22 protein-coding genes are annotated in these 23,404 nt (G+C 64.6%); 15 read left to right on the forward strand and 7 right to left on the reverse strand.

Going from position 1 to position 23,404, the window contains the following annotated elements:
• Positions 1–15: 15 nt before the first annotated feature.
• From FNB15_RS02115 to FNB15_RS02135, 5 genes are all read right to left on the reverse strand, one after another.
• Complete coding sequence (locus FNB15_RS02115; RefSeq protein ID WP_144067128.1) at positions 16–969, reverse strand: aldo/keto reductase; 954 nt, start codon at positions 967–969, stop codon at positions 16–18.
• A gap of 94 nt (positions 970–1,063) precedes the next feature.
• Entirely contained in the window at positions 1,064–2,452 is a 1,389-nt protein-coding gene (locus FNB15_RS02120) for a flavin monoamine oxidase family protein (RefSeq protein ID WP_144067129.1), read from the reverse strand.
• A 79-nt stretch (positions 2,453–2,531) separates the two neighbouring features.
• Entirely contained in the window at positions 2,532–3,134 is a 603-nt protein-coding gene (locus tag FNB15_RS02125; protein WP_144067130.1) for a LysE family translocator, read from the reverse strand.
• 60 nt (positions 3,135–3,194) lie between these two features.
• Positions 3,195–4,070 carry a prephenate dehydratase gene (locus FNB15_RS02130; protein WP_144067131.1) on the reverse strand — a complete coding sequence of 292 codons (876 nt, stop codon included), beginning with the start codon at positions 4,068–4,070 and terminating at the stop codon, positions 3,195–3,197.
• Between the two features lie 23 nt (positions 4,071–4,093).
• Complete coding sequence (locus FNB15_RS02135; protein WP_144067132.1) at positions 4,094–4,846, reverse strand: 3-deoxy-manno-octulosonate cytidylyltransferase; 753 nt, start codon at positions 4,844–4,846, stop codon at positions 4,094–4,096.
• Positions 4,847–5,088: 242 nt separating this feature from the next.
• Here FNB15_RS02135 and FNB15_RS02140 point away from each other — a divergent pair, with 242 nt between their 5' ends.
• Genes FNB15_RS02140 through FNB15_RS02180 form a run of 9 tightly spaced genes read left to right on the forward strand, consistent with a single transcriptional unit; the run spans position 5,089 to position 15,501 of the window.
• Positions 5,089–5,631, forward strand: coding sequence for a c-type cytochrome (locus tag FNB15_RS02140; protein ID WP_144067133.1), 543 nt, complete (start codon positions 5,089–5,091; stop codon positions 5,629–5,631).
• Between the two features lie 48 nt (positions 5,632–5,679).
• The gene (gene hisN / locus FNB15_RS02145; RefSeq protein WP_144067134.1) at positions 5,680–6,480 is read left to right on the forward strand and encodes a histidinol-phosphatase; all 801 of its coding nucleotides are present in this window, start codon (positions 5,680–5,682) and stop codon (positions 6,478–6,480) included.
• A gap of 19 nt (positions 6,481–6,499) precedes the next feature.
• Positions 6,500–8,323, forward strand: a complete 1,824-nt coding sequence (locus FNB15_RS02150) for an extracellular solute-binding protein (RefSeq protein ID WP_144067135.1) — start codon at positions 6,500–6,502, stop codon at positions 8,321–8,323.
• Between the two features lie 7 nt (positions 8,324–8,330).
• On the forward strand, positions 8,331–8,957 hold the full coding sequence (locus FNB15_RS02155) for a GNAT family N-acetyltransferase (protein ID WP_144067136.1): 627 nt from the start codon (positions 8,331–8,333) through the stop codon (positions 8,955–8,957).
• Positions 8,954–10,771, forward strand: coding sequence for an extracellular solute-binding protein (locus FNB15_RS02160; RefSeq protein WP_246068767.1), 1,818 nt, complete (start codon positions 8,954–8,956; stop codon positions 10,769–10,771). Before FNB15_RS02155 ends, FNB15_RS02160 begins: the two co-directional genes overlap by 4 nt.
• Before the next feature lie 12 nt (positions 10,772–10,783).
• On the forward strand, positions 10,784–11,899 hold the full coding sequence (locus tag FNB15_RS02165; protein WP_144067138.1) for a microcin C ABC transporter permease YejB: 1,116 nt from the start codon (positions 10,784–10,786) through the stop codon (positions 11,897–11,899).
• A 5-nt stretch (positions 11,900–11,904) separates the two neighbouring features.
• Positions 11,905–12,942, forward strand: a complete 1,038-nt coding sequence (locus tag FNB15_RS02170) for an ABC transporter permease (protein WP_144067139.1) — start codon at positions 11,905–11,907, stop codon at positions 12,940–12,942.
• Positions 12,939–14,570 carry an ABC transporter ATP-binding protein gene (locus tag FNB15_RS02175; protein WP_144067140.1) on the forward strand — a complete coding sequence of 544 codons (1,632 nt, stop codon included), beginning with the start codon at positions 12,939–12,941 and terminating at the stop codon, positions 14,568–14,570. The genes FNB15_RS02170 and FNB15_RS02175 overlap by 4 nt, the downstream gene beginning before the upstream one ends.
• A 1-nt stretch (position 14,571) precedes the next feature.
• Entirely contained in the window at positions 14,572–15,501 is a 930-nt protein-coding gene (locus FNB15_RS02180) for a 2-hydroxyacid dehydrogenase (RefSeq protein WP_144067141.1), read from the forward strand.
• A gap of 20 nt (positions 15,502–15,521) precedes the next feature.
• On the opposite strand, the gene FNB15_RS02185 is transcribed toward FNB15_RS02180, so the two are convergent.
• Together FNB15_RS02185 and FNB15_RS02190 are read right to left on the reverse strand one after the other, a co-directional pair.
• Positions 15,522–15,923 (reverse strand): hypothetical protein, encoded by a 402-nt coding sequence (locus FNB15_RS02185; RefSeq protein WP_144067142.1) that lies wholly within the window; start codon positions 15,921–15,923, stop codon positions 15,522–15,524.
• 69 nt (positions 15,924–15,992) lie between these two features.
• Positions 15,993–18,185 carry a primosomal protein N' gene (locus FNB15_RS02190; protein WP_246068768.1) on the reverse strand — a complete coding sequence of 731 codons (2,193 nt, stop codon included), beginning with the start codon at positions 18,183–18,185 and terminating at the stop codon, positions 15,993–15,995.
• A gap of 130 nt (positions 18,186–18,315) precedes the next feature.
• Between FNB15_RS02190 and fsa the strand changes: the two genes are divergently transcribed.
• The 6 genes from fsa to FNB15_RS02220 all read left to right on the forward strand — a co-directional run bounded on the left by fsa (position 18,316) and on the right by FNB15_RS02220 (position 23,402).
• Entirely contained in the window at positions 18,316–18,978 is a 663-nt protein-coding gene (fsa, locus tag FNB15_RS02195; RefSeq protein WP_144067144.1) for a fructose-6-phosphate aldolase, read from the forward strand.
• 10 nt (positions 18,979–18,988) lie between these two features.
• On the forward strand, positions 18,989–19,708 hold the full coding sequence (locus tag FNB15_RS02200) for a DUF484 family protein (RefSeq protein WP_144067145.1): 720 nt from the start codon (positions 18,989–18,991) through the stop codon (positions 19,706–19,708).
• Positions 19,684–20,670, forward strand: coding sequence for a tyrosine recombinase XerC (locus FNB15_RS02205; RefSeq protein WP_144067146.1), 987 nt, complete (start codon positions 19,684–19,686; stop codon positions 20,668–20,670). Before FNB15_RS02200 ends, FNB15_RS02205 begins: the two co-directional genes overlap by 25 nt.
• A gap of 97 nt (positions 20,671–20,767) precedes the next feature.
• On the forward strand, positions 20,768–21,562 hold the full coding sequence (locus FNB15_RS02210) for a DUF3750 domain-containing protein (RefSeq protein ID WP_144067147.1): 795 nt from the start codon (positions 20,768–20,770) through the stop codon (positions 21,560–21,562).
• 129 nt (positions 21,563–21,691) lie between these two features.
• Positions 21,692–22,666 carry an MbnB/TglH/ChrH family RiPP precursor modification enzyme gene (locus tag FNB15_RS02215; protein WP_144067148.1) on the forward strand — a complete coding sequence of 325 codons (975 nt, stop codon included), beginning with the start codon at positions 21,692–21,694 and terminating at the stop codon, positions 22,664–22,666.
• Positions 22,650–23,402, forward strand: a complete 753-nt coding sequence (locus FNB15_RS02220) for an HvfC/BufC N-terminal domain-containing protein (protein ID WP_185973678.1) — start codon at positions 22,650–22,652, stop codon at positions 23,400–23,402. Before FNB15_RS02215 ends, FNB15_RS02220 begins: the two co-directional genes overlap by 17 nt.
• The last annotated feature ends 2 nt before the right edge of the window (positions 23,403–23,404 follow it).

The raw sequence follows: 23,404 nt of genomic DNA on the forward strand, positions 1-23,404 counted from the left end.
GATCAGGCGCTGCCATTAAGCAGCAAACGGCACCGGGTCGAGCAGCGTGTTCACCTCGGCCAGTTCATCACCCGACAGCACGCGTGCGCCGGCCTGCACATTCTGCTCGAGCTGTTCGGGTTTGGTGGCGCCGGCGATCACGCTGGAGACCTGCGGCTTGGCCAGCAGCCAGGCGAAAGCCAGTTCGGTCATGCTCCAGCCGCGCGCATCACACCAGCCGCGCAGGCGTTCGATGGTCGCCATGTTGCCCGCCGTCATGTAGCGGTTGGCGAGGCGCTCGGTATTAGCCAGACGCGAGCCTTCGGCGGCCGACCCGGCCTTGTGCTTGCCAGTGAGAAGCCCCGAGGCGAGCGGGAAGAACGGCAGGAAGCCGAGCCCGAAACGGCCGCAGGCATTCAGCTGCTCGATCTCGGCCTTGCGGAACACCATGCTGAGTTCGTCCTGCGCCGAGACGAAGCGATGCGTGCCGAGCTGCTTCGCAGTCCAGTCGGCATCGGCAAGCTGCCAGGCGGAGAAATTCGAATTGCCGATATAGCGCACCTTGCCCTGGGTGATCAGGTCGTCCAGCGCGCGCAAAGTCTCGTCGATCGGCGTGCGCGGATCGGGCTGGTGCTGCTGATAGAGGTCGATCCAGTCGGTCTGCAGGCGCGTCAGGCTGTCTTCCACCGCCTTCATGATATAGGCGCGCGACGCGCCGACCTTCTTGCCGCTGTCATCCATCGGCATGGCGAATTTGGTCGCCAGCACGATGTCCTTGCGGCGCGCGCCGAGGATCTTGCCCATCTGCGTCTCGGAGCCGCCCTTGTTGCCGTAGATGTCGGCGGTATCGAACAGCGTGATGCCGAGATCGAGCGCCTTGTGGATCACCTTGCGCGAGGCTTCGAGATCGAGCCGCATTTCGAAATTGTTGCAGCCGAGGCCGACTTCGGAAACCAGAAGACCGGAGGTGCCGAGATTGCGGAATTTCATGATGCGGCTCTGCTGAGGAATGAGGGATGAGGGCGGCGAGTATCCTGCCGCCGGCGCTGCGAGAGCAAGCCGGACCATATTGGTCCGGCGAAATTCACCCCAGAACCCGCAACGCTTCCGTCGCCGCCACGCGGCCCGAGAGCCAGGCGCCGGCGGCCGAGCCGATCCAGTCGACCGGCGCGAAGGCCTCGCCGGCGAACAGCACGCGGGCGCGGCCGGCATTGCTGGTGAGCGCGCGGCCGGCATTGCGCCGCGCCGTGGCGAAACCGGGTTTTGCGGCCGCGACCGCGCCGCGGCTCCAGGGATCGCTGCCCCAATGCGAGGCGACGCCTTTGACGAATTTGCGGTCCACCGCCTCGCCCAGCATGGCGCGGACCTGGCTGCGGGCAGCGGCGATCATGGCCGCCTCGCCGCGCCCTTCGAGGTCGCGCGCATAATCGCCGCCGACCTGCGCGATCACCAGCGGCATGCCCTGCGCGTTCAGACGCAGGCTCATCGCGCGGCTGCCATGTGCGCGCAGCAGCGCCTGCGTGTTGGCCGGCGCGTCGAAACTGCCGCCCTCGTATTGCAGGGCAATGCGGTCGATCACGCCCATGGTCATGCGACTGAGCGCCTCGCGCTGTGGCTCGGGCAGGCCGGGCTGGAACACGATGCCGTCCTTGGCGCCGAGCAGGCCGAGCGGCACGGTGACGATGCAGGCCTCGGCGCGCACATGGCCTTCGGCAGTGGCAACCGTGACGCCGCCGGAGCCGGTGCCGGCCCAGTCGATGCGGACGACAGCGCGGTTGCGGAACACCGGCTGGTCGGCGGCAAACTGGTTGAGCCAGGTGCCGAAGCCACCCGGCAGCCAGGCGTCGTTGCCGGTGCCGATCAGCCGTGGCGCATCCAGCGCCGACAGGGCCGGGAATTCGACGCCGACATGCAGCGGTGCCGCCAGCGCCCGGGCCAGGTCGATCCAGCGCCCGGCCGGGCCGTTTGAGTCCAGCTTGATCCGGCTGGCCAGCGCCACATCGCTGCGCAACGCGCGGGCATCGAGCAGGGCATCGTCCATCTTGTCATAGGCAAAGCCGAGCGCGTCATAATCCTGGGTGCCGGCATCGCGCGCCGGTTCGCCGCTGCTGTTCTGGTCGAACAGCCAGAAATCGCCTTCGTCGGCCTGCAGGCGCGCTTCGCGATTGCGTATTTCCATGGCCAGCGGATTGATGTCGGCCGAGCGCAGTAGCGACGCACCGAGATCTACCGGGAAATCCAGCGCCGATGTATTGGTCCAGATGCGGCCGCCGAGGCGATCGCGCGCCTCCAGCACCACGACGTTGCGGCCGCGATCCTGCAGCATGCGCGCAGCCGCCAGACCGGCAAGGCCAGCACCGACGATCACCACTTCGGTTTCCGACGGCAAGCTGGCAGCGCGCGCAGCGAATGCACCTGGCAGCAGGGTTGCTGCGGTCATCATGATCGCCTGGCGTCGCGTGGTTTGAACCATCGGCGCATTATGCCGCGAAGCTTGGCCGCGGTGATGAAATTTTACCGATCGACCCACACAAAATCGTCAATTCCGACGCCTAGCGCAGGATCATGACAACCGAGGCGGCGAGCGCCAGTCCCATGGCGAGATTGAAGCCGCGCTGGCGGCGCGGAGCGCGCAAAAATCGCTGGGCCGCCGCGCCGAAAACCAGCCAGACGAACCCGCTGGGCAGGGCGGCACTGACGAAGACCAGCGCGAAAGCGGCGGCACGGAGCAAGGCGGAATCAGCGTCGCCCGGCAGATAGGTGGCGACCGCGCCGGCCGAGACCAGCCAGGCTTTCGGATTGACCCATTGCAGCAGGGCCGCGCCGAAGAAGCCGGTGGTGCGCGGCGCCTCGGCGCCCTGACCACCGCCCACCGGTGCCGATGCGATCTTCCACGCCAGCCAGAGCAGGAAGGCGGCACCGAGCCAGCGCACCACCTGCAGGATCTGCGGATGCTGCAGCACCAGCGCGCCGAAGCCATAGGCGGCCAGGAACATCATCGCGCCCATGCCGGCCGAGACGCCAAACAGACAAGGCAGACCGCGCAGCAGTCCGGCCTGCATGCCGGTGGCGGTCAGCAGCACGTTGCTCGGCCCCGGCGTGATGGCGGCGACCAGCGCAAAGATGAAGAAGGCGGCGATCTGTTCCGGAGTCATGCCGGTATTACGGCATGCAGGCGGCCGTCAGTCTGGAAGGTTTGTGCAGGCTTAAGCCGCTCAGTCCTGCGAGCGGAACGGATGCGCGGTGAAAACACCGATCACGTTCAGCGAGGAGCTGAAATACTGCAGTTCCTGCAGGGCCAGGTCGACGTTCTTCTGCGCCGGATGGCCTTCGATCTCGGCATAGAATTCCGCGACCTGAAAACCGTCGGACAGGTAGCTTTCCAGCTTCACCACGTTGACGCCATTGGTGGCGAAGCCGCCAAGCGCCTTGTAGAGCGCGGCGGGAACGCTGCGCACGCGGAACATGATGGCGGTCAGGCTGTTCGGCGCATCGACGGCAGGGTCGCGGCGCTGGCGCTCCAGCTTGATGAAACGCGTGGTGTTGGTGTGGTTGTCTTCGATGTCGGGACGCAGCACCTGCAGGCCATACAGCTCACCGGCAATCGAGGAGGCAATCGCGGCTTCCTCGTTGCTGTTGCGCTCGGACACATCCTTGGCCGAACCGGCGGTGTCGCTGGCGACAATCGCTTCAAGGCCCAGTTCCTTGATCACCTTGCGGCATTGCGACAGGCCCTGCACATGGCTGTAAACGCGCTTCACCGTCTTCAGGCTGGCCGATTTCGGCGCCAGCAACTGGTGTCGCACACGCAGGAAATGCTCCGCCGTGATGAACAGTCCGCCTTCAGGCAGCAGCTGGTGAATGTCGGCAACACGGCCGGCCGTGGAATTCTCGATCGGGATCAGGCCGCAGGCCGCCTTGCCGTCGCGCACGGCCGCAAAGGCATCCTCAAAACTTGCACAGGGCAGCGGCACCAGATCGGGCAGCGCCTCGCGGCAGGCCAGATGCGAATAGGCGCCGGGCGCACCCTGAAAAGCCACGACCGTTGCGGGATCGGTGGCATCCGTGGCGATGGTGGCGACAGGCGACATGGCGTGACTCGATTTTTTGCGGATTATCTGGGCTGCATGGCGGCGCGGATGCGCGCGAGATCGGCCGGAGTATCGACACCGAGCGGAAGCGTGTCAACGACGGCTGCCGCGATGCTCATGCCGTTTTCCAGCGCGCGGAGCTGCTCCAGGCTCTCGCGCTTTTCCAGCGGCGAGGGCTTGAGCGAGACAAAGCGTTCCAGCGCAGCACGGCGATAGGCGTAGATGCCGATATGGTGCCACAGCGGCCCCTCACCGCCCGGCACCGGACGGCGGCTGAAATACAGCGCACGGCCGATGGTCTCACCCGGCGCAAGGCTGAGCACCGCCTTCACCACGTTGCGGTCGTCCACCTCATGCTGATCCACGATGGGGGTCGCCAGCGTGGCGATGTCGATGGCCGGATCGGCCAGAGGCGTCAGCACGGCCGAGATCACCTTCGGATCGATGGCCGGCAGGTCGCCCTGCAGGTTGATCACGGCGTCATGCCGTGCCTGGGGATCGAGTTTCTGCAGCGCCTCGAAAATGCGGTCGGAGCCCGAGGGATGATTGGGGTCAGTCAGCACAGCTTCCCCGCCATGGGCCTGGATCGCATCCGCAATTGCCTGGTCGCCGCAGGCGACCGCGACCCGGGCGAATCCGGCCTCCTGGGCGCGGCGCAGGCAATGCACGATCATCGGCAGGCCATGGATATCGGCCAGCGGCTTGTCGGGCAGCCGGGTCGAAGCGAGCCGCGACGGGATCAGGACAATCGGGTTTTTCGGGGTCGCGGCAGTCATGGTTACCGGCATCTGGTTAGGCCTTGAAATAGCAGCGAGATCGAAGGGACGGGCGGAACCGGGCCCGTAGCTGTTTCCGGCACCGTCCCGGTGCGGCACTTCGCCGCAGCCGGAGCCGCCGCAGGCCCAACTGGTGCGGATATATACGGGTTGCGAACGGGTCGGGGAAGCCGGTAATCTCCCGGCGATTTTCCAGCCGTTTCACGGCCCTACCAGCATGCCGTTCCCGGGAGTCCGACCCAATGAATAGTTTCGAGCTCAACAAGATCGCCGGCGCAGTCCTGTTCTGCCTGCTGATCATCATGGGCGTCAACCAGGTCGGCAACATGCTGATCCACCCCAAGAAGCTCGCCGAAGCCGCTTTCAAGATCGACGTGCCAGAGGAAGCCCCGGCTGGCGGCGCTCCGGCTGCCGTCCAGGAACAGGACCCGCCGGTTGCCACCGTGCTGGCCTCGGCCAATGCCGATGCCGGCAAGAAGGCCTTTGGCAAGTGCGCGTCGTGCCACAGCGTGGAAAAGGGCGGCCCGGCCAAGGTCGGCCCGAACCTCTTTGACATCGTGCAGGCGCCGAAGGGCCACATGGCCGGCTTCGCCTATTCCGACGGCCTGAAGAAGACCGGCGGCGAATGGACCTACGACAGCCTTTACGCCTTCCTGAAGAACCCGAAGGCCTATGCCCCGGGCACCAAGATGGCCTTCGCCGGCGCCAAGAGCGCCAAGGAGCGCGGCGACCTGATCGCCTATCTGCGTTCGCTGTCGGACAGCCCGAAGCCCCTGCCCAACTGAGCGGGCCGAATTGATCGGATATCCGATTTCAAAGGGCCGGGACCTGTCATGACCGACATCCCGGCCCTTTTTGCATCCAAAGCCGATGAGCTGGTGGCCTTTGCCCACCATCTGGCCGAGCTGGCCCGCGCCGAGATCCGGCCGCATTTCCGCACCGGCTTCGATGTGATCAGCAAGGCCGATGCCTCGCCCGTCACCATCGCCGACCGAAATGCCGAAGCCGTCATGCGCAAGGCGATCGAAGCGCGCTACCCCGAGCACGGCATTTTCGGCGAGGAATTCGGCCCGGTGCGCAGCGATGCGGCCTGGCAGTGGATTCTCGATCCGATCGACGGCACCAAGAGCTTCGTCTCCGGCCTGCCGATCTTCGGCACGCTGATCGCGCTGACCTTCGAGAATCGCCCGGTGCTGGGCGTGATCGACCAGCCGATCATGGCCGACCGCTGGATCGGCGCCGCCGGCCGCCCGACCGAGTTCAACGGCAAGCCGGCCCGCACCAATGCGCAGCGCGGCCTGTCCGATGCCGTGCTGATGACCACTTACGTGGACAGTTTCAGCGAGGCCGAGCTGGCCGCGTTCACGAAATTGCGAAAGGCCTGCCGCATCAATCGTATGTCCGGCGACTGCATTGCTTATGGTATGCTGGCCTCAGGTTTCGCCGACATCGCGATGGATGGCCGGATGCAGCCTTACGATTACGCAGCCCTGGTGCCGGTGATCACCGGCGCGGGCGGCGTGATCACCGACTGGGAAGGCCAGCCGCTGGATATGCGCGGTCGCTCCCGCGCTCTGGCTGCGGCAAATCCGGCGCTGCACCAGGCGGCCATGGAATACCTGTCCGGAGTGTGACGCTGACTGGAGCAAACTGATGCGATCCGTACTGCTGCCCGCCGCCCTCGTTGCGCTCGCACTGTCCGCACCCGTCGCTGTTCAGGCTCAGTCAGGAAAAGTCAGCCACGCGCTCACCTTGGGCGATGCGCCGAAATATCCGGCCGGTTTCACGCATCTCGACTATGTGAATGTGAACGCGCCCAAAGGCGGCGAACTCAAGCTCTCCACGCCGGCCGGCTTCGACAGCCTCAATCCCTTCATCCCGAAAGGCGACGAAGCGCCGGGCCTTGGTATGGTCTACGAGACGCTGATGTCCTCGCCGCCCGATGACGACCTGTCGGAATACGGCCTGATCGCCGAGACGGTGGAAGTGCCTGGAGACCTGAGCTGGATCGTCTTCAACCTGCGCGCCGAAGCGAAATGGGCCAACGGCAAGCCGATCACCGCCGATGACGTGGCCTGGAGCTTTGAGCAGATCAAGTTGAACGGCGAACCGATGCTGCAGCATTACTACGCCAATGTTCAAAAGGCAGAGGTCCTGTCGCCCCGCAAGGTGAAGTTCCATTTCAGCGGGGCGAAGAACCGCGAGCTGCCACAGATCATGGGCCAGCTGCCGGTGCTGCAGAAAGCCGACTGGGAAAAGCGCGGCTTCGACAAGGTGACGCTGGATAAGTGGGAAGGTTCGGGCCCCTATCGCATCGAGAGCGTGGAGCCCAACCGCACCATCACCTATACGCGCCGCAACGACTGGTGGGCCAAGGATCTGCCGATCAACAAGGGCCGCTACAATTTCGACCGCATCCGCTACGACGTCTATCGCGACCAGACGGTGGCGCGCGAAGCCTTCAAATCCGGCCAGTATGATTTCCGCGGCGAAAACAGCGCGCGCGAATGGTCGGTGTTCTACGACTTCCCCGCGATGACGCAGGGCCTGGCAAAGAAGCAGGAATTCAAGCACGAACGCCCCGGTGGCATTGGCGGCTTTATCTTCAATACCCGGCGCGACAAGTTCCAGGATGTGCGCGTGCGCAAGGCGCTGGCGCTGGCCTGGGACTTCGAGTGGTACAACAAGAATATGGCCTATGGCGCCTACTACCATCCGAACAGCTATTTCGATAATTCCGAATTCGCCGCGCGCGGCGAGCCCTCGCCCGAGGAACTGAAGCTGCTGGAACCACTGCGCGACAAGCTGCCCAGGGAAGTCTTCGGTCCAGCCTGGAAGGCGCCGAGCTCGGATGGCTCGGGCCAGGATCGCAAGAATCTGCGCGAAGCGACCCGGCTGCTGAAAGAGGCCGGCTGGGAGGTGAAGAACGGCAAGCTGGTGAATCCCAAAGGCGAGCCCTTCGTGCTGGAACTGCTGCTGCGCGACGCCACCTATGAACGCATGGGCGGCCCCTGGGTGCAGGCGCTGCAGCGCCTTGGTGTCACGCTGAACATGCGCACAGTGGATAGCGCGCAGTACGTCAACCGCATCCGCAGCTTCGATTTCGACGTGATCTATTCCGGCTGGGGCCAGTCGAATTCACCGGGCAACGAGCAGCGCAGCTATTACACATCCGCTGCCGCCGACAATCCGGGCGGCCGCAATTATGCCGGCATCAAGAACCCGGCCATCGATGCGCTGGTCGAAGCGGTGGTCGCCGCACCTTCGCGCGCTGCATTGATTCCAGCGGTGCGTGCGCTGGATCGCGCACTGACCTGGAACTGGTATATCGCGCCGACACTGGGCCACAATGCCGACCGCATCGCCTACTGGGACAAATTCGGCATGCCCGAAAAGAATCCCAAAAACGGCGTCGATGTCATGGCCTGGTGGGTCGATCCCGCCAAGGCTGCCAAACTTTCCAACAGCAGGCAGTAAAGACGATATGACCTGGTTGAACCCCGTAACCCTGGAAGACAGTGGCGTCGCGTTAGTCCCGCTGAGCCACGACCATCATGCGCCGCTGGTGGAAGCCGTCAAAGACGGCGAGTTGTGGAACCTGTGGTACACGCTGATCCCGAAGCCCGAAGGCATGACCGCCGAGATCGACCGCCGGCTGGGGCTGCAGGAGAAAGGCTCCATGCTGCCCTTCACCGTGCTGGACAAGACGCAAGCCGACAAAAAGTTAGCTGGCAAGCCGGTCGGCATGACCACCTATATGAATGTAGATGCCGCCAACCGCCGCGTCGAGATCGGCTCGACCTGGTATCGCAAGAGCGTGCAGCGCTCGCCGCTGAACACGCGCTGCAAGATTCTGCTGCTTGAACATGCCTTTGAGAAGCTGGATTGCATCGCCGTCGAATTCCGCACGCATTTCTTCAACCACCAGAGCCGCGAGGCCATCGCCCGGCTCGGCGCCAAGCAGGACGGCATCCTGCGCAACCACCAGCTCGGCGCCAATGGCTCAATGCGCGACACCGTCGTCTTCAGCATCCTGCCCAACGAATGGCCGGCGGTGAAAACCCATCTGCAGTCCCGGCTCGATCGGCTGATGAAGGGCCAGACGGCGTGAAACTGCTCGGTGCGATCGGCCTCCTCTCGCTTTGCCTGATCGCGCCGGCACTGGCTCAACCCCGCCACGGTCTCTCCGCCTTCGGCGACCTGAAGCATCCGCCCGGCTTCCGCCATTTCGACTATGTGAATCCCGATGCGCCGAAGGGCGGCGAGCTGCGGTCCTGGCAGCTCGAGTCTTACGACAATCTCAATCCGCTGATCCTGAAAGGCGTGATGGCGCGCAATCTCAGCCTCACCTTTCAGGGCCTGATGGCGCGCGGCATGGACGAGCCCGACGCGGTCTATGCCGACCTGGCCGAAAGCGCAGAACTGGCCGACGACCGCAGCTGGGTTGCCTTCAACATCAATCCGAAGGCGAAGTTCAGCAACGGCACGCCGGTGACGGCTGAAGACGTTGTCTTCACCGTGGAGGCCGCCAAGAAGGACGGCCATCCGGTCTATCAGCTGGTTTTGCGCGACGTGGACAGCGTGCGCGCCGAAAGCCGCCTGCGCGTGGTGTTCCGCTTCGCCGAGACCGAAAGCCGCCGCGACCTGCCGTTGACCGTGGCGCAGCTGCCGATCCTGCCCAAGGCCTGGTTCGCCGGCCGCGACTTTGCCAGCCCGACGATGGAGCCAATTCCCGGCTCAGGGCCCTATCGAATCAGCCGCGTCGATGCCGGCCGCAGTCTGACGTATGAGCGCGTGAAGGACTGGTGGGCCAGGGACCTGCCGGTCAATCGCGGCCGCCATAACTTCGACTGGTATCGCGACGACTATTACCGCGACCGTGAAATCGCTTTCGAGGCCTTCTTTGCCGGCGAATACGATTTCCGCGAGGAAGTCACCGCGCGGCACTGGGCCACCAGCTATACGCCAAAGCCGGCATTCCAGGACGGCAGGGTGAAGCGCGAGGTCTTCAAGGACGAAACGCCATCGGGCGTGCAGGCCTGGTTCCTCAACAGCCGCAAATCGCATCTGGCCGATCCACGCGTGCGGCAGGCAATCAACCTGGCCTATGACTATGAATGGGCTAACAAGACGCTGTTCTACGGCCTGTACAAGCGCACGCGCTCGATGTTCGAGAATTCCGACCTTGCCGCCACCGGCCTGCCGTCGCCGGCCGAACTCGAACTGCTCGAACCCTATCGCGACCGCCTGCCGCCGGAATTGTTCACCAGGGAATTCCAGCCGCCGCAGACGGATGGCTCGGGCAACAACCGCGCCAACCTGAAGAAGGCGCAAGCCCTGCTGCTGGAGGCCGGCTGGAAGATCAGCAACGGCAAGCTGGTCGATGCCAAAGGCAAGCCCTTCGAGCTGGAATTCATGCTCTACGAGCCGAGCTTCCAGCGCATCATCAACCCCTTCGCGCGTAACCTGGAGCGGATCGGAATCGACATCTCGATCCGCGTGGTTGATATCTCTACCTTCGAGAACCGCATGCGCAGCTTTGACTATGATGTGATGTCGCGCCGCTTCGTGCAGCCGCTGACGCCCGGCATCGAACAGCGGAATTACTGGGCCTCGCGCTCGGCCGGCACGGTCGGCAGCTTCAATTTCTCCGGCGTCAACGACCCGGCGGCCGACGACCTGATCGAGCATATCGTCAAGGCGCGCAACCGCGACGAATTGCGCGCCGCCACACGGGCGCTGGACCGCCTGCTGATGTGGGGCTGGTATGTGGTGCCGCACTGGTACAGCGGCACCTTCAAGCTGGGCTACTGGGACCGTTTCCATCGTCCGGCCAGGAAGCCCATATACGATGTCGGACTCGTCGATACCTGGTGGATCGATCCCGCCAGGGACAAGGCATTGAACTTGCAGCGTCAGAGGTGACAGACTAGCCCGATGCTTGCCTATATCCTCCGCCGCCTGCTGCTGATCCTGCCGACCCTGCTCGGCATCATGGTGATCAACTTTGTCATCGTGCAGTTCGCCCCGGGCGGCCCGGTCGAGCAGGTGATCGCCCAGGTCACCGGCACGGCCGCCGACAGCACCGCACGCATCTCGGGCGGCACCGGCGGCGAAACCGGCGGTGCCGTCGCCGGCGGTTTTGCCCAGGCGGCCGAGGGTGCCAGTGCGCGCTATCGCGGCGCACAGGGCCTGGACCCGGAATTCATCAAGCGCATCGAAAAGCAGTTCGGCTTCGACAAACCGGCGCATGAGCGCCTGTGGCTGATGCTAAAGCAGTATGTCCAGCTCGATTTCGGCGTCAGCTATTTCAAGGACCGGCCGGTGACCGAACTGATCCTCGAGAAACTGCCGGTCTCGATCTCGCTCGGCCTGTGGACCACGCTGATCGTCTACCTGATCTCGATCCCGCTCGGCATCGCCAAGGCAGTGCGCGACGGCAGCCGCTTCGATATCTGGACCTCGGGCGTCATCGTGGTCGGCTATGCCATTCCCGGCTTCCTGTTCGCCGTGCTGCTGGTGGTGCTGTTTGCCGGCGGCAGCTTCGTGCAGTGGTTCCCGTTACGAGGACTGACCTCGGACAACTGGGCGCAGCTCAGCCTGATGGGCAAGCTGCTGGATTACTTCTGGCACCTGGTGCTGCCGGTGGTCGCCATGGTGATCGGCGGCTTTGCCGGCCTGGTGATGCTGACCAAGAATTCCTTCATGGAAGAGATCAACAAGCTCTATGTGCTGACGGCACGGGCCAAGGGCCTGAGCGAGCGCCGCGTGCTCTATGGCCATATCTTCCGCAATGCCATGCTGATCGTGATCGCCGGCTTCCCCGGCGCCTTCATCGGCATTCTCTTTACCTCCTCGCTGCTGATCGAGGTGATCTTCTCGCTCGATGGTCTTGGACTGCTCGGCTTCGAGGCCGCGCTGAAACGCGATTATCCGATCATGTTCGGCTCGTTGTTCATCTTCACCTTGCTGGGACTGATCGTGAACTTGGTCTCCGACCTGATGTATGTGATGGTCGATCCGCGCATCGATTTCGAGAGCCGCGACGCCTGATGCAGATGGCTTCGCTCAAACTCAGCCCGATCAACGCCCGCCGCTGGCGCAACTTCCGCGCCAATAGCCGCGGCTTCTGGTCGCTGTGGGTTTTCCTCATTCTCTTCGTGCTCAGCCTGTTCGCCGAGTTCATCGCCAACGATTCGCCGCTGCTGGTGAAATACGATGGCGGCTATTATGTGCCGGTGCTGAAGGCCTACCCCGAGACCACATTCGGCGGGGATTTCGAAACCGAGGCGAAATACCGCGACCAGTTCGTGCGGGATCTGATCAGGGAAAAGGACGGCTGGATTCTGTGGACTCCGATCCGCTACAGCTACCGCACGATCAACTACGACCTCGGCCGTCCGGCACCCTCGCCACCTTCCGGGGAAAATCTCCTTGGCACCGATGACCAGGGCCGCGACGTGATGGCGCGGCTGATCTACGGTTTCCGCATCAGCGTGCTGTTCGGCCTGGTGCTGACCGTGCTGAGTTCGGTGATCGGTGTGATCGCCGGCGCGGTGCAGGGCTATTTCGGCGGCAAGACCGACCTGATCTTCCAGCGTTTCATCGAAGTCTGGTCCGGCCTGCCGACCCTCTACCTGCTGATCATCCTGGCCAGCGTGGTGCAGCCGAATTTCTGGTGGCTGCTCGGCATCATGCTGCTGTTCAGCTGGATGGCGCTGGTCGGCGTGGTGCGCGCCGAATTCCTGCGCGCCCGCAATTTCGGCTATGTGCGCGCCGCGCGCGCGCTCGGCGTGTCCGATATCTCCATCATGTTCCGCCACCTGCTGCCCAATGCCATGGTGGCGACCCTGACCATGATGCCCTTCATCCTGAACGGCTCGATCACGACGCTGACGGCGCTCGACTTCCTCGGCTTCGGCCTGCCGCCGGGTTCGCCATCGCTGGGTGAGCTGCTGGCGCAGGGCAAGACCAACATCCAGGCGCCCTGGCTTGGTATCACGGCGTTTGCCGTGCTGGCTGTGATGCTGAGCCTGCTGATCTTCATCGGTGAAGCCGTGCGCGACGCCTTCGACCCGCGCAAGATTTTCAAATGACCGACACAGCCCTTCTTTTGGTCAAAGACCTGAGCGTGCGCTTTGGCCAAGGGGACAACCCGGTTGACGCCGTGAAGCACGTCTCCTTCGAGATCGCGCGCGGCGAGACGCTGGCGCTGGTCGGCGAAAGCGGCTCGGGCAAGTCGGTGACGGCATTGTCGGTGCTGCAGCTGCTGCCCTATCCGCTGGCCAGCCACCCGAACGGTTCGATCCGCTTCGGCGGCGAAGAGATGCTGAATGTGCCGCCGGCCGCCCTGCAGCGCATCCGTGGCAACCGCATTGCCATGGTGTTCCAGGAGCCGATGACCTCGCTCAATCCGCTGCACACGATTGAGCGGCAGATCAACGAGGTGCTGTTCCTGCACAAGCACCTGAACACGGCAGCGGCCCGTGCGCGCACGCTGGAACTGCTGCAGCTGGTCGGCCTGCCCGAAGCCGAGAAACGCCTGGGCGCCTATCCGCATCAGCTGTCGGGCGGTCAGCGCCAGCGCGTGATGATCGCCGTGGCGCTGGCCAATGAGCCCGACCTGCTGATCGCCGACGAGCCGACCACGGCGCTGGATGTCACCATCCAGGCGCAGATCCTGAAACTGCTGAAAGACCTGCAGCAGAAGATGGGCATGGCGATGCTGCTGATCACGCATGACCTGAATATCGTGCGCAAAGTCGTCGACCGTGTCTGCATCATGACCAATGGCGAGATCGTCGAGCAGGGCCCGGTCGCGCAGGTCTTCGGCCAGCCGCAGCATGCCTATACAAAAAAATTGCTGGCCGCCGAGCCCAAGGGTACTGCCGTTGCGGCCGCCATCAATGCCCCGGTGGTGATGGAGGCCAGGGACGTGAAAGTCTGGTTCCCGATCACGGCCGGGCTGCTGCGCCGGACGGTGGGTCATATCAAGGCCGTCGATGGCATCAGCCTGTCAGTGCGCGCCGGCGAGACGCTCGGAGTGGTTGGCGAGTCCGGGTCGGGCAAGTCGACGCTGGCCTACGCGCTGCTGCGCCTGCAGCGCAGCGAAGGCAGCATCCGCTTCCGCGGCGAAGAACTGCAGGGCCGCAGCTGGGGCGAAATGCGCCCCCTGCGCAAGGACATGCAGATCGTCTTCCAGGACCCGTTCGACTCGCTCTCGCCGCGCCTGTCGGTCTTCCATATCGTCTCGGAAGGTCTGCAGGTGCATGGCATCGGCGCCAACGAAACCGAGCGCCGCGCCATGGTGGCCGAGGCACTGACTGAAGTCGGCCTCGATCCGGCTGCCATGGATCGCTATCCGCATGAATTCTCCGGCGGCCAGCGCCAGCGCATCGCCATTGCCCGCGCCATCGTGCTGAAGCCGAAATTCATCGTGCTCGATGAACCGACTTCGGCGCTCGACATGAGCGTACAGGCGCAGATCGTCGACCTGCTGCGCGACCTGCAGCAGAAGCATGGCTTGGGCTATCTGTTCATCAGCCACGACCTGCGTGTGGTGCGTGCGTTGTCGGACCGCGTGATGGTGATGAAGGACGGCAAGGTGGTGGAAGAAAATCGCGCGCAGCAGATATTCGATGCACCACAGACCGACTATACCAAGGCGCTGATTGCCGCTGCCTTCGACATCGCAGTGTGCCACGAAGCGGCGGTTCGCGGCTGATATGGCGCTGCTGATCTACACCAGGGCGCATGACCCAGCGGTCTGGGCCGCCGAACTGAAGGTGCTGGCGCCCGATCTGGACATCCGCATCCATCCCAACACCGGCAACCCGAACGACATTGAAGTGGCGCTGGTGGCCAAGCCGCCGCCGGGCCTGCTCAAGACTTTCCCGAACCTGAAGCTGATCCACGCCTTTGGCGCCGGCGTCGATGCCATCCTGGCCGACCCGCATCTGCCGCGCCATGTGCCGCTGACGCGCGTGATCGACGATCGCCTGACTTTGGCGATGACGGAATATGTGCTGCTGCATGTGCTGCGCTTCCATCGCCAGGTCGACACCATGGCTGCCAACCAGCGCAACAGGGCGTGGAAATGGCTGCCTCCGGTGGATGCCTCGGAACGCGTGATCGGCATCATGGGCATGGGCACACTGGGGATGGCGGCGGCGCAGAAGCTGTCACAGTTCGGCTTTCAGCTAGTGAGCTGGAGCCGCGGCCTGAAGGCCGTCGATGGCGTCACCAGTTTCCATGGCGACGAGCATCTCGACAGTTTCCTGCGGCTCTGCAACATACTGATCTGCCTGCTGCCGCTGACGCCGGAGACGCGCGGCATCATCAACCGCCGCGCCCTGTCGCTGCTGCCGCGCGGCGGCTATATCATCAATGCCGCACGCGGCGGCCATGTGGTGGAAGCCGACCTGCTGCACGCGCTCGATTCCGAGTGGTTATCGGGCGCAACGCTGGATGTGTTCGATGAAGAACCCTTACGCGACGCGCATCCCTTCTGGACGCATCCGAAGGTGACGGTGACGCCGCACAATGCGGCCGACAGCATCCCGGCCCAGGTGGCGCCGCAGATCGTCGACAACATTCGCCGCCTGCAGCAGGGCCAGCCCCTGCTACGGCTGGTGGATTATAAGCGCGGCTACTGAGCGCGGCTGGCGAGCCGCGCTCACTCCCACTTCTTGAAAACGTCGACGAACTTTTCCTCGCCGCAGGCGATGAAATAGCCGCGCAAGGTGCAGTTCTCGGATTCACCGAGCCGCTGACGCACGGCCTTGAGCGCCGGCAGCATTTCCTTGGCCAGTTGCTTGTCGCGGAAGCGCATCACTTCACCCTGGGTGCGGGCGCCGTCGTAGATCACGCCGATGCTTTCTTCCGAGTTGATCTCGGGGCGACGCTTCTGGAAGGTGTTCAGGCTCTTGAGGCCGCCGGTCTTCTGGATGAATTGCTGGAAATTGCTGAGCGAGCTGTGGCGCTGCTCCGGTGCCGTTTCCTTGGCCTCGAAACAGCCCGATAGCAGGCCGAGAGCAAACAAGGCCGCGCCGAGCGCCGGCAGACGTTGATACCGCATGGGTAGTCTTCCCCTAAAGGCGGCCCATTCCACACCCGGCCGCATGCGGACACTTTAAAAGGCCTAGCTCTAAAGAAAGCTATAAGGATCGATATCGACCGTGCGCTTTACACCTGACGGTAGTTTTGTCTTTGCCATCCATTCCCGCAAAGCGGCAGGCACATCGATCTCACGTTCGGCCTTGAGCAGCAGACGTTCGCGGAAGCGGCCACGCAGATAATGCAACGGTGCAGGCGCCGGCCCCAGCACCGACAGTCCATTGCCGCGCGGCGCCGACCGCGCCAGCGCGCGCGCCGCCTGCTCCACCTCCGCCTGGTCGGGCCCGCTGACGATCACGGCCGCCAGCCGACCGAACGGCGGCATGCCGGCGCGCTGGCGTTCGGCCATCTCGGCCGCCAGGAAACCGGCGGTGTCATACCGGCTCAGCGCCGCGATCACCGGATGGCTGGGATCGAAAGACTGCAGCAGCACGCGACCCGGATGGGCGGCGCGACCCGCACGGCCCGCCACTTGGGTCAGCAGCTGATAGGTGCGCTCCGCCGCACGCGGATCGCCGCCGGCCAGGCCAAGATCGGCATCGATCACGCCGACCAATGTCAGCAATGGAAAGTGATGGCCTTTCGCCACGATCTGCGTACCCACCAGAATATCGATCTCGCGCCGCTCCATGCGTTCCAGCATCTCGCTGATCTGCTTCGGCGAGTTGGCGGTGTCGGATGCCATCACGGCCAGCCGTGCATCGGGAAACAGCATGGCGGCTTCCTCGGCCAGCCGCTCCACGCCGGGGCCGCAGGCCTTGAACTTGTCTTCCGCCTCGCAGGCCGGGCAGTTTTTCGGCAGACGCTGCTGATGGCCGCAATGATGGCATTGCAGATTGCCATGCCGCTTGTGCTCGACCAGCCAGGCCGCACAATTCGGGCATTGCAGGCGATGGCCGCAGGCGCCGCAGAGCGTCAGCGGTGCATAACCACGCCGGTTCAGGAACAGCATGCCCTGCTCGCCGGCCGCAATCGTCTGCGTCATTGCGGCGGCCAGCGGCGCGGAGATGAAGCGCTGCGACGGCAGCTTCTCTTTCCGCATATCGATGATCCTGATGGCCGGCAGGCTGGCGGCATTGTGGCGTTCGGGCAACACGGCATGGGCATAGCGCCGCCGCGCCACGTTATGCAGGCTTTCCAGCGACGGCGTCGCCGACGCCAGCACCACTGCAATGCCTTCCAGTTTGGCGCGCACCACCGCCATGTCGCGCGCGTTGTAGATCACGCCCTCTTCCTGCTTGTAGGAACCATCGTGTTCTTCATCCACCACCACAAGGCCCAGATCGGCATAAGGCAGGAACAGCGCCGAGCGCGCACCGATCACGACTTTGGCTTCGCCACGGCTGATCGCGCGCAAAGTGGCGGCACGGCGGCCCTCGGCCATTTCGGAATGCCAGGCCCAGGCGGGTGCGCCGAAGCGCTGCTCGAAGCGGTCCAGCGATTGCTGCGTCAGCGCGATTTCCGGCAGCAGCACCAGAACCTGCCGGCCCATCTGCAACGCGGCCGACACGGCTTCGTAATACACTTCGGTCTTGCCCGCGCCTGTCACGCCTTCCAGCAGCGTGACCGAGAAATCCCGCGCTTCGGTGGCGCTGCGCAGTGCCGCGGCGGCTTCGGCCTGCAGGGTATTCAGCTTGCGGCCCGCACGCTGCCAGTCTGGCGCGGGCGGTGGACGGAAGGCCGGCACCTGATCGGCCTGCAGCGCACCCAGCTCGACCAGCTTGCGCACCACGGCCTGCGACACGGCAGCAACCTCGGCCAGTTCGGTCACCGTCATGCCAGGCTGCTCGCGTGCGATTTCGAGAACGCGCCCTCTTTGCTCAGTATGGCGCGCCTGCTCGCCCATCTTCACACCAGCGGCGTCACCGATCCGCAACACGGCGCGCAGCGGCGGCGGTTCGACCAGCGCGCGCGGCTCGGGCAGGCACATTTTCAGCACCGCGCCGGTGGGATTGAGCGTATAGCTCGCCACCCAGTCGACCAGCTTGCGCAGCACCGGCTGGATCGGCGGCGCGTCGCAGCGCCGGATCACATCCTTCAGTCTGGCTTTTTCCGGCAAGGGTGCCGGCACGCCTTCCCAGACCACGCCGAGCGAAATACGGCTGCCGATCGGTACTTCCACGATATCGCCGGGCGCAAGTGGCCCTGCGCTGCCAGCCCGGTAGGTAAAGGGCTCGGCCAGCGGCAAAGGCAACAGCACATGGATCAGATCGGCAGGCGTCAACGTTGTACCAAAGGACCACCCGGCTTTGGCTGGCAGCACCAGCCTCGGTCGGGTATTGTTAACCATCCTGCTTATAGCATCGGCGGCTGATTCGGGCAGAGCCCGGGCCGCCCCAAGGAGTGATCAGGACATGAAATTTTTCGTCGATACTGCCGATATCGCCGAGATCGCCGAGCTGAACGAGACCGGTCTGCTGGATGGCGTCACCACCAATCCGTCGCTGGTGGCCAAGACCGGCAAGGACTTCGTCAGCACGATCAAGGAAATCTGCAAGATCGTGAAGGGTCCGGTCTCCGCCGAGGTGACCGCCACCGATCATGCCACCATGCTGGCCGAGGGCCGCAAGCTGGCAGCCCTGGCCACCAACGTGGCCGTGAAGGTGCCGCTGACGGTGGATGGCCTGAAGACCTGCAAGGCGCTGTCCGATGACGGCATCATGGTCAACGTGACGCTGTGCTTCTCGGCTGCGCAGGCAATTCTGGCCGCCAAGGCTGGCGCCACCTTTATCTCGCCTTTCGTCGGCCGGCTGGACGATATCGGCCAGGACGGCATGCAGCTGATCGCCGACATCGTGCAGATCTACAACAACTACCCTGACTTCAAGACCGAGGTGCTGGTCGCTTCGATCCGGCATCCGATCCACCTGATCGAATCCGCCAAGATTGGCGCCGATGTCGCCACCCTGCCGCCGAATGTGCTCAAGGGCCTGGTGAAGCATCCGCTGACCGACAAGGGCCTGGAGGCCTTCCTCGCCGACTGGAAGAAGACCGGCCAGTCGATCCTGGACAAGTAGGACATATCCGATGGCCGACGGCATCACCGCACCTGTCTCCGAAATCGCCGGCCTCTCGGAGTCCGATGTGATCGAATGGCTGAAGCAGAATTCCGATCTGCTGATCCGCCATCCCGACCTGTGCGAAATCCTGCTGCCGCCAACCGCGCCGCGCGGCGGCGACAATGTGGTCGACCTGCAGCGTTTCATGGTGCAGCGCCTGCAGGGCGAGCTGCATCGCGTGTCGCATGTCGGCAACGAACTGCTGGATGCCAGCCGCCAGAACCTGTCGTTGACCCAGCGCGTGCATGCCGCCGTCCTGATGCTGCTGGAAGCCGGCAGCTTCGAGCACATGATCCACATGGCGACGCAGGACTGGACCGACCTGCTGGAGGTTGATGTCATCAGCCTCTGCGTCGAAGGCGATCCCGATCGCATGAAGGAAATCGTGACCGGCGGCGTCTTCGTGCTGCCCAACGGCACCATCGATACGCTGCTGGGCGCGCTGCCCGCCGTGGCGCGCGACAATTGCGAAGCCGCGAGCTGGATCTATGGCCCGGCCGCCTCGCTGGTGCGTTCGGATGCACTGGCGCGCCTCGATTTCGGCCCGACGGCGCCGGCCGCGATGCTGGCGCTGGGTTCTCGCGAGGCCGACAAGTTCCAGCCGCATCAGGGCACGGAGCTGCTGCAGTTCCTGACCGGCGTGCTCGGCCGTTCGGTGCAGGCATGGCTCGACCTTCCGCCGAAGTAAAAGACAACTCAGACGCGGCGGCACGCCTGCCGTTCTTCCTCGCCGCCGAGGATGTGAAGGCCGCCGCCGAAGCCTGGTATCTCTGGCTTGCCAAGGAAAAACGCTACTCGCGCCACACCCTGCGCGGCTACGGGCAGGATCTTTCCGGCTATTTCTCATTCCTGAGCGAGCATCTCGGCGAACCGGCCGGCATGGCCGACCTGCAGGCGCTGCGGCTCGCCGATTTCCGTGCGTATTTAAGCCATCGCCGCAACGATGGCGTCGGCGCGACGTCGCTGGCGCGCAACCTGAGCGCCATCCGCAGTTTTTTCCGTCGCCTGCAGAAGGACGGTCGCATCGACAATGCCGCCGCCAATCTGGTGCGCACGCCGAAGCGGCCACACAGCTTGCCCAAGCCACTGGCGGTGCAGGCCGCGCAGCAGGTGATCGACACGGTGGACGAGAGCGACACGCTGCCCTGGCTGCAGGCGCGCGACGCCGCCATTCTGACTTTGCTCTGGGGTGCCGGTTTGCGACTGGGCGAAGCGCTCGGCCTCAATGGCAATGACCTGCCGAAAGGCGACAGCCTGACGGTAACGGGCAAGGGCAACAAGCAGCGACTGGTGCCGATCCTGCCTGTCGTGCGCGAGGCCATCGCGACTTATGCGAAACTCTGCCCCTATCCGATCGCGACCGGCACGCCGCTATTTTACGGCGCGCGCGGCAAGCGGCTCGACCCTGCCATCGTGCAAAAATCCATGCGCCATGCGCGGCGTCTGCTGAACCTGCCGGAAACCGCCACGCCGCATGCCCTGCGGCATTCTTTCGCCACGCATCTGCTGGCCGGCGGCGGCGACCTGCGCACCATCCAGGAACTGCTGGGTCATGCCTCGCTGGCTACGACCCAGCGCTATACCGAGGTGGATGCCGAGGCGCTGCTCCGGGTCTACGACAGCGCCCACCCCAGGGCACGGGCGACCTGATCGCTCGGCATTTGATCGCCATCACAGTTGCGGGACCGCAACTGTCCTGACTTTGCCATAATCGCCCGACATCCTATGTTTGCACATGAAGGCAGACATGACATTCCGCACCCGCTCCCTGATCCGCAATCTCCTGCTCGCTGTCGGCGCGCTGATCGCACTGCCGCTGATGGCCAGCGGCGCCTCCATCGCCACGGCCGAGCGCAAGCACTGGTCGACCTCGCGCTGGGACAGTGCCGGGCTGGCGCCCGATCCGGTCACCGTCAAAGACGCGGTCATCCAGGTCTATGCCGCCCGCGTCTGGGGCTGGCGCGGCGCGTTTGCCGTCCATACCTGGATCGTGGTCAAACCGGCCGGCGCACCCTCCTACACCCGCTATGAGGTGGTCGGCTGGGGCGGCGCCCCGGTGCGGATCAGCAACCGCACGCCCGACGGCTACTGGGCCGGCAATGCGCCCGAACTTCTGCATGACCTGCGCGGGCCGACCGCCGCCGCCGCCATCCCGCTGCTGATCTCGGCCGCCGAACGCTATCCCGGCCGCGAAGGCTATGTGATGTGGCCCGGGCCCAACTCGAACAGTTTCGTGGCCTATCTGGCCCGCGAGGTGCCCGAACTGGGCCTCGAACTGCCGCCCACCGCGGTCGGCAAGGACTGGCTGGGCGCCACGACCGTGTTTGCCCCAGCCCCCAGCGGCACCGGCTACCAGATCAACCTGTTCGGCCTGGCCGGGGTGACGGCCGCGGCCCGCGAGGGGCTGGAGCTCAACCTGCTGGGCCTGACCATCGGCGTCGACCTGCTCCGCCCCGCGCTCAAGCTGCCCGGCATCGGCCGCATCGGCCTGCCGACCACCTCGGCGGTCGCCGAGACCAAATCCCCCATAAGTAACCAGTAGTTGCGGACTTCTGCCGCAAGATCGCGGCGGGTGTTTTTCCACAGGCGGTGCTACAGTGTCCGGGACAGGCGCGAGCTGGCAGGCCCGCGCTGCGACGCGAACAATCTGACGAGTGTGCATCCGGTCGCCATGACGGAGCAGAAACCCATTGCCGCGCCGGGGCGGCGTTCCTCCCCGGCCGCCGATCTCCGGACTGACGGAATTCCCGCGGCCGAACGGGTCGGCATTGGCCTGCGTCCGCCGCATCATGAAGACCTGCTCGACAGCCGCCCGCCGCTGGGCTGGCTGGAAATCCATGCCGAAACCTATATGGGCGGCGGTGCGGCCCGGCATTACCTGGAGCAGGCGCGCGCGCTCTGGCCCGTCGCCGTGCAAGGCACCGGGCTGGGCCTGGGTGGCGAGGAACTGCCCGATCCCGATCACCTCGACCGGTTGGCCCGGCTGGTCGACTGGCTGCAGCCGGCGCTGGTGTCGGAACACCTCGCCTGGGTCGGCGTCGAGGGCCGGTATTACAATGACCTGCTGCCCCTGCCCTACACACTCCAGACACTGGAAAGCTGCCGCCGCAATGTCGATATCGTACAGGCGCGGCTGAACCGCCCGATCCTGATGGCCAATCCGGCCGGCTACCTGCGTTTCCGCGAAAGCCAGATCGCCGAGGCGGAATTCCTCAGCCGGCTCAGCGAGCAGAGCGGCTGCGGCATCCTGTGCGACGTCAACAACCTCTATGTCTCCAGCGTCAACCATGTCGGCCGCGAAGCCGCACCCGCCGTGGCGGAAGCCTATCTCGACAGCCTGCCGGGTCCGGCGGTGCACCAGATCCGCATCGCCGGCCACAGCGAAAGCGAGACCGACGGCAAGCTGATGCTGATCGACGATCATGGCGCGCTGGTGGCCGAACCGGTCTGGCGGCTTTATGCGAGTGCCGTGCAGCGCTTCCCGCATGCCGCCACCTCACTGGAATGGGATGCCAATCTGCCGCCGCTAGCGCATCTGATCGCCGAGGCGCAGCATGCCGAGCGCCAGCGCGCCGCAGCGCTCAGGCCGAGCGCCCTGCCGAATGATCCTTCAGAAGAAACGGGCGGCGATGAGCGCGCTGCTTGAACGCCAGCGCGAATTCGCCGATGCGCTGACCGGCTCGCTGTATGGCATTGCCGAGAAGGTGATCGGCGATGCAATTCCGGCCGAGGGCCGCCTGCAGATTTATGCCGACCGCTTCCGCGCCAGTCTGCTGGACGTGCTGGCCAACACCTTCCCGGTGACGCGCGGGCTGGTCGGCGAGGCCTTTTTCGCACAGACCGCACGCGCCTTTCTGATCTTCGATCCGCCGCGCTCACCGATCCTCTGGCAGTATGGCCACGGTTTCCCGACATTTCTCGCCGCATTACCCGATCTGGGCGGTCACCAGTATCTGCCCGACATCGCCGCCTTTGAATGGGCGCTGAATGTCGCCGAACATGCCGAGGATGTGGACCTGCTGCGGGCAGAAGACCTGCCCGATGCCATCGAGACGATGACATTCACATTACATCCTTCGGCGCAGCGGCTTTCCACGCCCTTCCCGATCAGCGAAATCTGGCAGGTGCATCAACCGGAATCACCGGCGGTCGAGCGCATCCAGCTGGCCGGCGGCGGCGAACGCCTGCTGGTCTGGCGTCGCGGTATCAAGGTCTGCTGGCACAAGCTGCAGCACGGCGAAGACCGCCTGCTGGCCGAACTGGCCGACGGCATCCCGCTGGAGGCGGCGATGCAGGCAGCCAGCGTGCATGAGGATTTCGATTTTCCCGCCAGCTTCAGCTGGATGCTGGATGGTGGGATTTTCGCGCGGCCTGCTGTTTAAAG

This window comes from Ferrovibrio terrae, assembly GCF_007197755.1.
Classification (GTDB): Bacteria; Pseudomonadota; Alphaproteobacteria; order Ferrovibrionales; family Ferrovibrionaceae; genus Ferrovibrio; species Ferrovibrio terrae.

Bases quoted from the DNA above. Each gene is read 5' to 3' on its own strand.
- FNB15_RS02115 (WP_144067128.1), bottom strand. From the start codon at position 969: ATGAAATTCCGCAATCTCGGCACCTCCGGTCTTCTGGTTTCCGAAGTC.
- FNB15_RS02120 (WP_144067129.1), bottom strand. From the start codon at position 2,452: ATGGTTCAAACCACGCGACGCCAGGCGATCATGATGACCGCAGCAACC.
- FNB15_RS02125 (WP_144067130.1), bottom strand. From the start codon at position 3,134: ATGACTCCGGAACAGATCGCCGCCTTCTTCATCTTTGCGCTGGTCGCC.
- FNB15_RS02130 (WP_144067131.1), bottom strand. From the start codon at position 4,070: ATGTCGCCTGTCGCCACCATCGCCACGGATGCCACCGATCCCGCAACG.
- FNB15_RS02135 (WP_144067132.1), bottom strand. From the start codon at position 4,846: ATGACTGCCGCGACCCCGAAAAACCCGATTGTCCTGATCCCGTCGCGG.
- FNB15_RS02140 (WP_144067133.1), top strand. From the start codon at position 5,089: ATGAATAGTTTCGAGCTCAACAAGATCGCCGGCGCAGTCCTGTTCTGC.
- hisN (WP_144067134.1), top strand. From the start codon at position 5,680: ATGACCGACATCCCGGCCCTTTTTGCATCCAAAGCCGATGAGCTGGTG.
- FNB15_RS02150 (WP_144067135.1), top strand. From the start codon at position 6,500: ATGCGATCCGTACTGCTGCCCGCCGCCCTCGTTGCGCTCGCACTGTCC.
- FNB15_RS02155 (WP_144067136.1), top strand. From the start codon at position 8,331: ATGACCTGGTTGAACCCCGTAACCCTGGAAGACAGTGGCGTCGCGTTA.
- FNB15_RS02165 (WP_144067138.1), top strand. From the start codon at position 10,784: ATGCTTGCCTATATCCTCCGCCGCCTGCTGCTGATCCTGCCGACCCTG.
- FNB15_RS02170 (WP_144067139.1), top strand. From the start codon at position 11,905: ATGGCTTCGCTCAAACTCAGCCCGATCAACGCCCGCCGCTGGCGCAAC.
- FNB15_RS02175 (WP_144067140.1), top strand. From the start codon at position 12,939: ATGACCGACACAGCCCTTCTTTTGGTCAAAGACCTGAGCGTGCGCTTT.
- FNB15_RS02180 (WP_144067141.1), top strand. From the start codon at position 14,572: ATGGCGCTGCTGATCTACACCAGGGCGCATGACCCAGCGGTCTGGGCC.
- FNB15_RS02185 (WP_144067142.1), bottom strand. From the start codon at position 15,923: ATGCGGTATCAACGTCTGCCGGCGCTCGGCGCGGCCTTGTTTGCTCTC.
- fsa (WP_144067144.1), top strand. From the start codon at position 18,316: ATGAAATTTTTCGTCGATACTGCCGATATCGCCGAGATCGCCGAGCTG.
- FNB15_RS02200 (WP_144067145.1), top strand. From the start codon at position 18,989: ATGGCCGACGGCATCACCGCACCTGTCTCCGAAATCGCCGGCCTCTCG.
- FNB15_RS02205 (WP_144067146.1), top strand. From the start codon at position 19,684: ATGGCTCGACCTTCCGCCGAAGTAAAAGACAACTCAGACGCGGCGGCA.
- FNB15_RS02210 (WP_144067147.1), top strand. From the start codon at position 20,768: ATGACATTCCGCACCCGCTCCCTGATCCGCAATCTCCTGCTCGCTGTC.
- FNB15_RS02215 (WP_144067148.1), top strand. From the start codon at position 21,692: ATGACGGAGCAGAAACCCATTGCCGCGCCGGGGCGGCGTTCCTCCCCG.
- FNB15_RS02220 (WP_185973678.1), top strand. From the start codon at position 22,650: ATGAGCGCGCTGCTTGAACGCCAGCGCGAATTCGCCGATGCGCTGACC.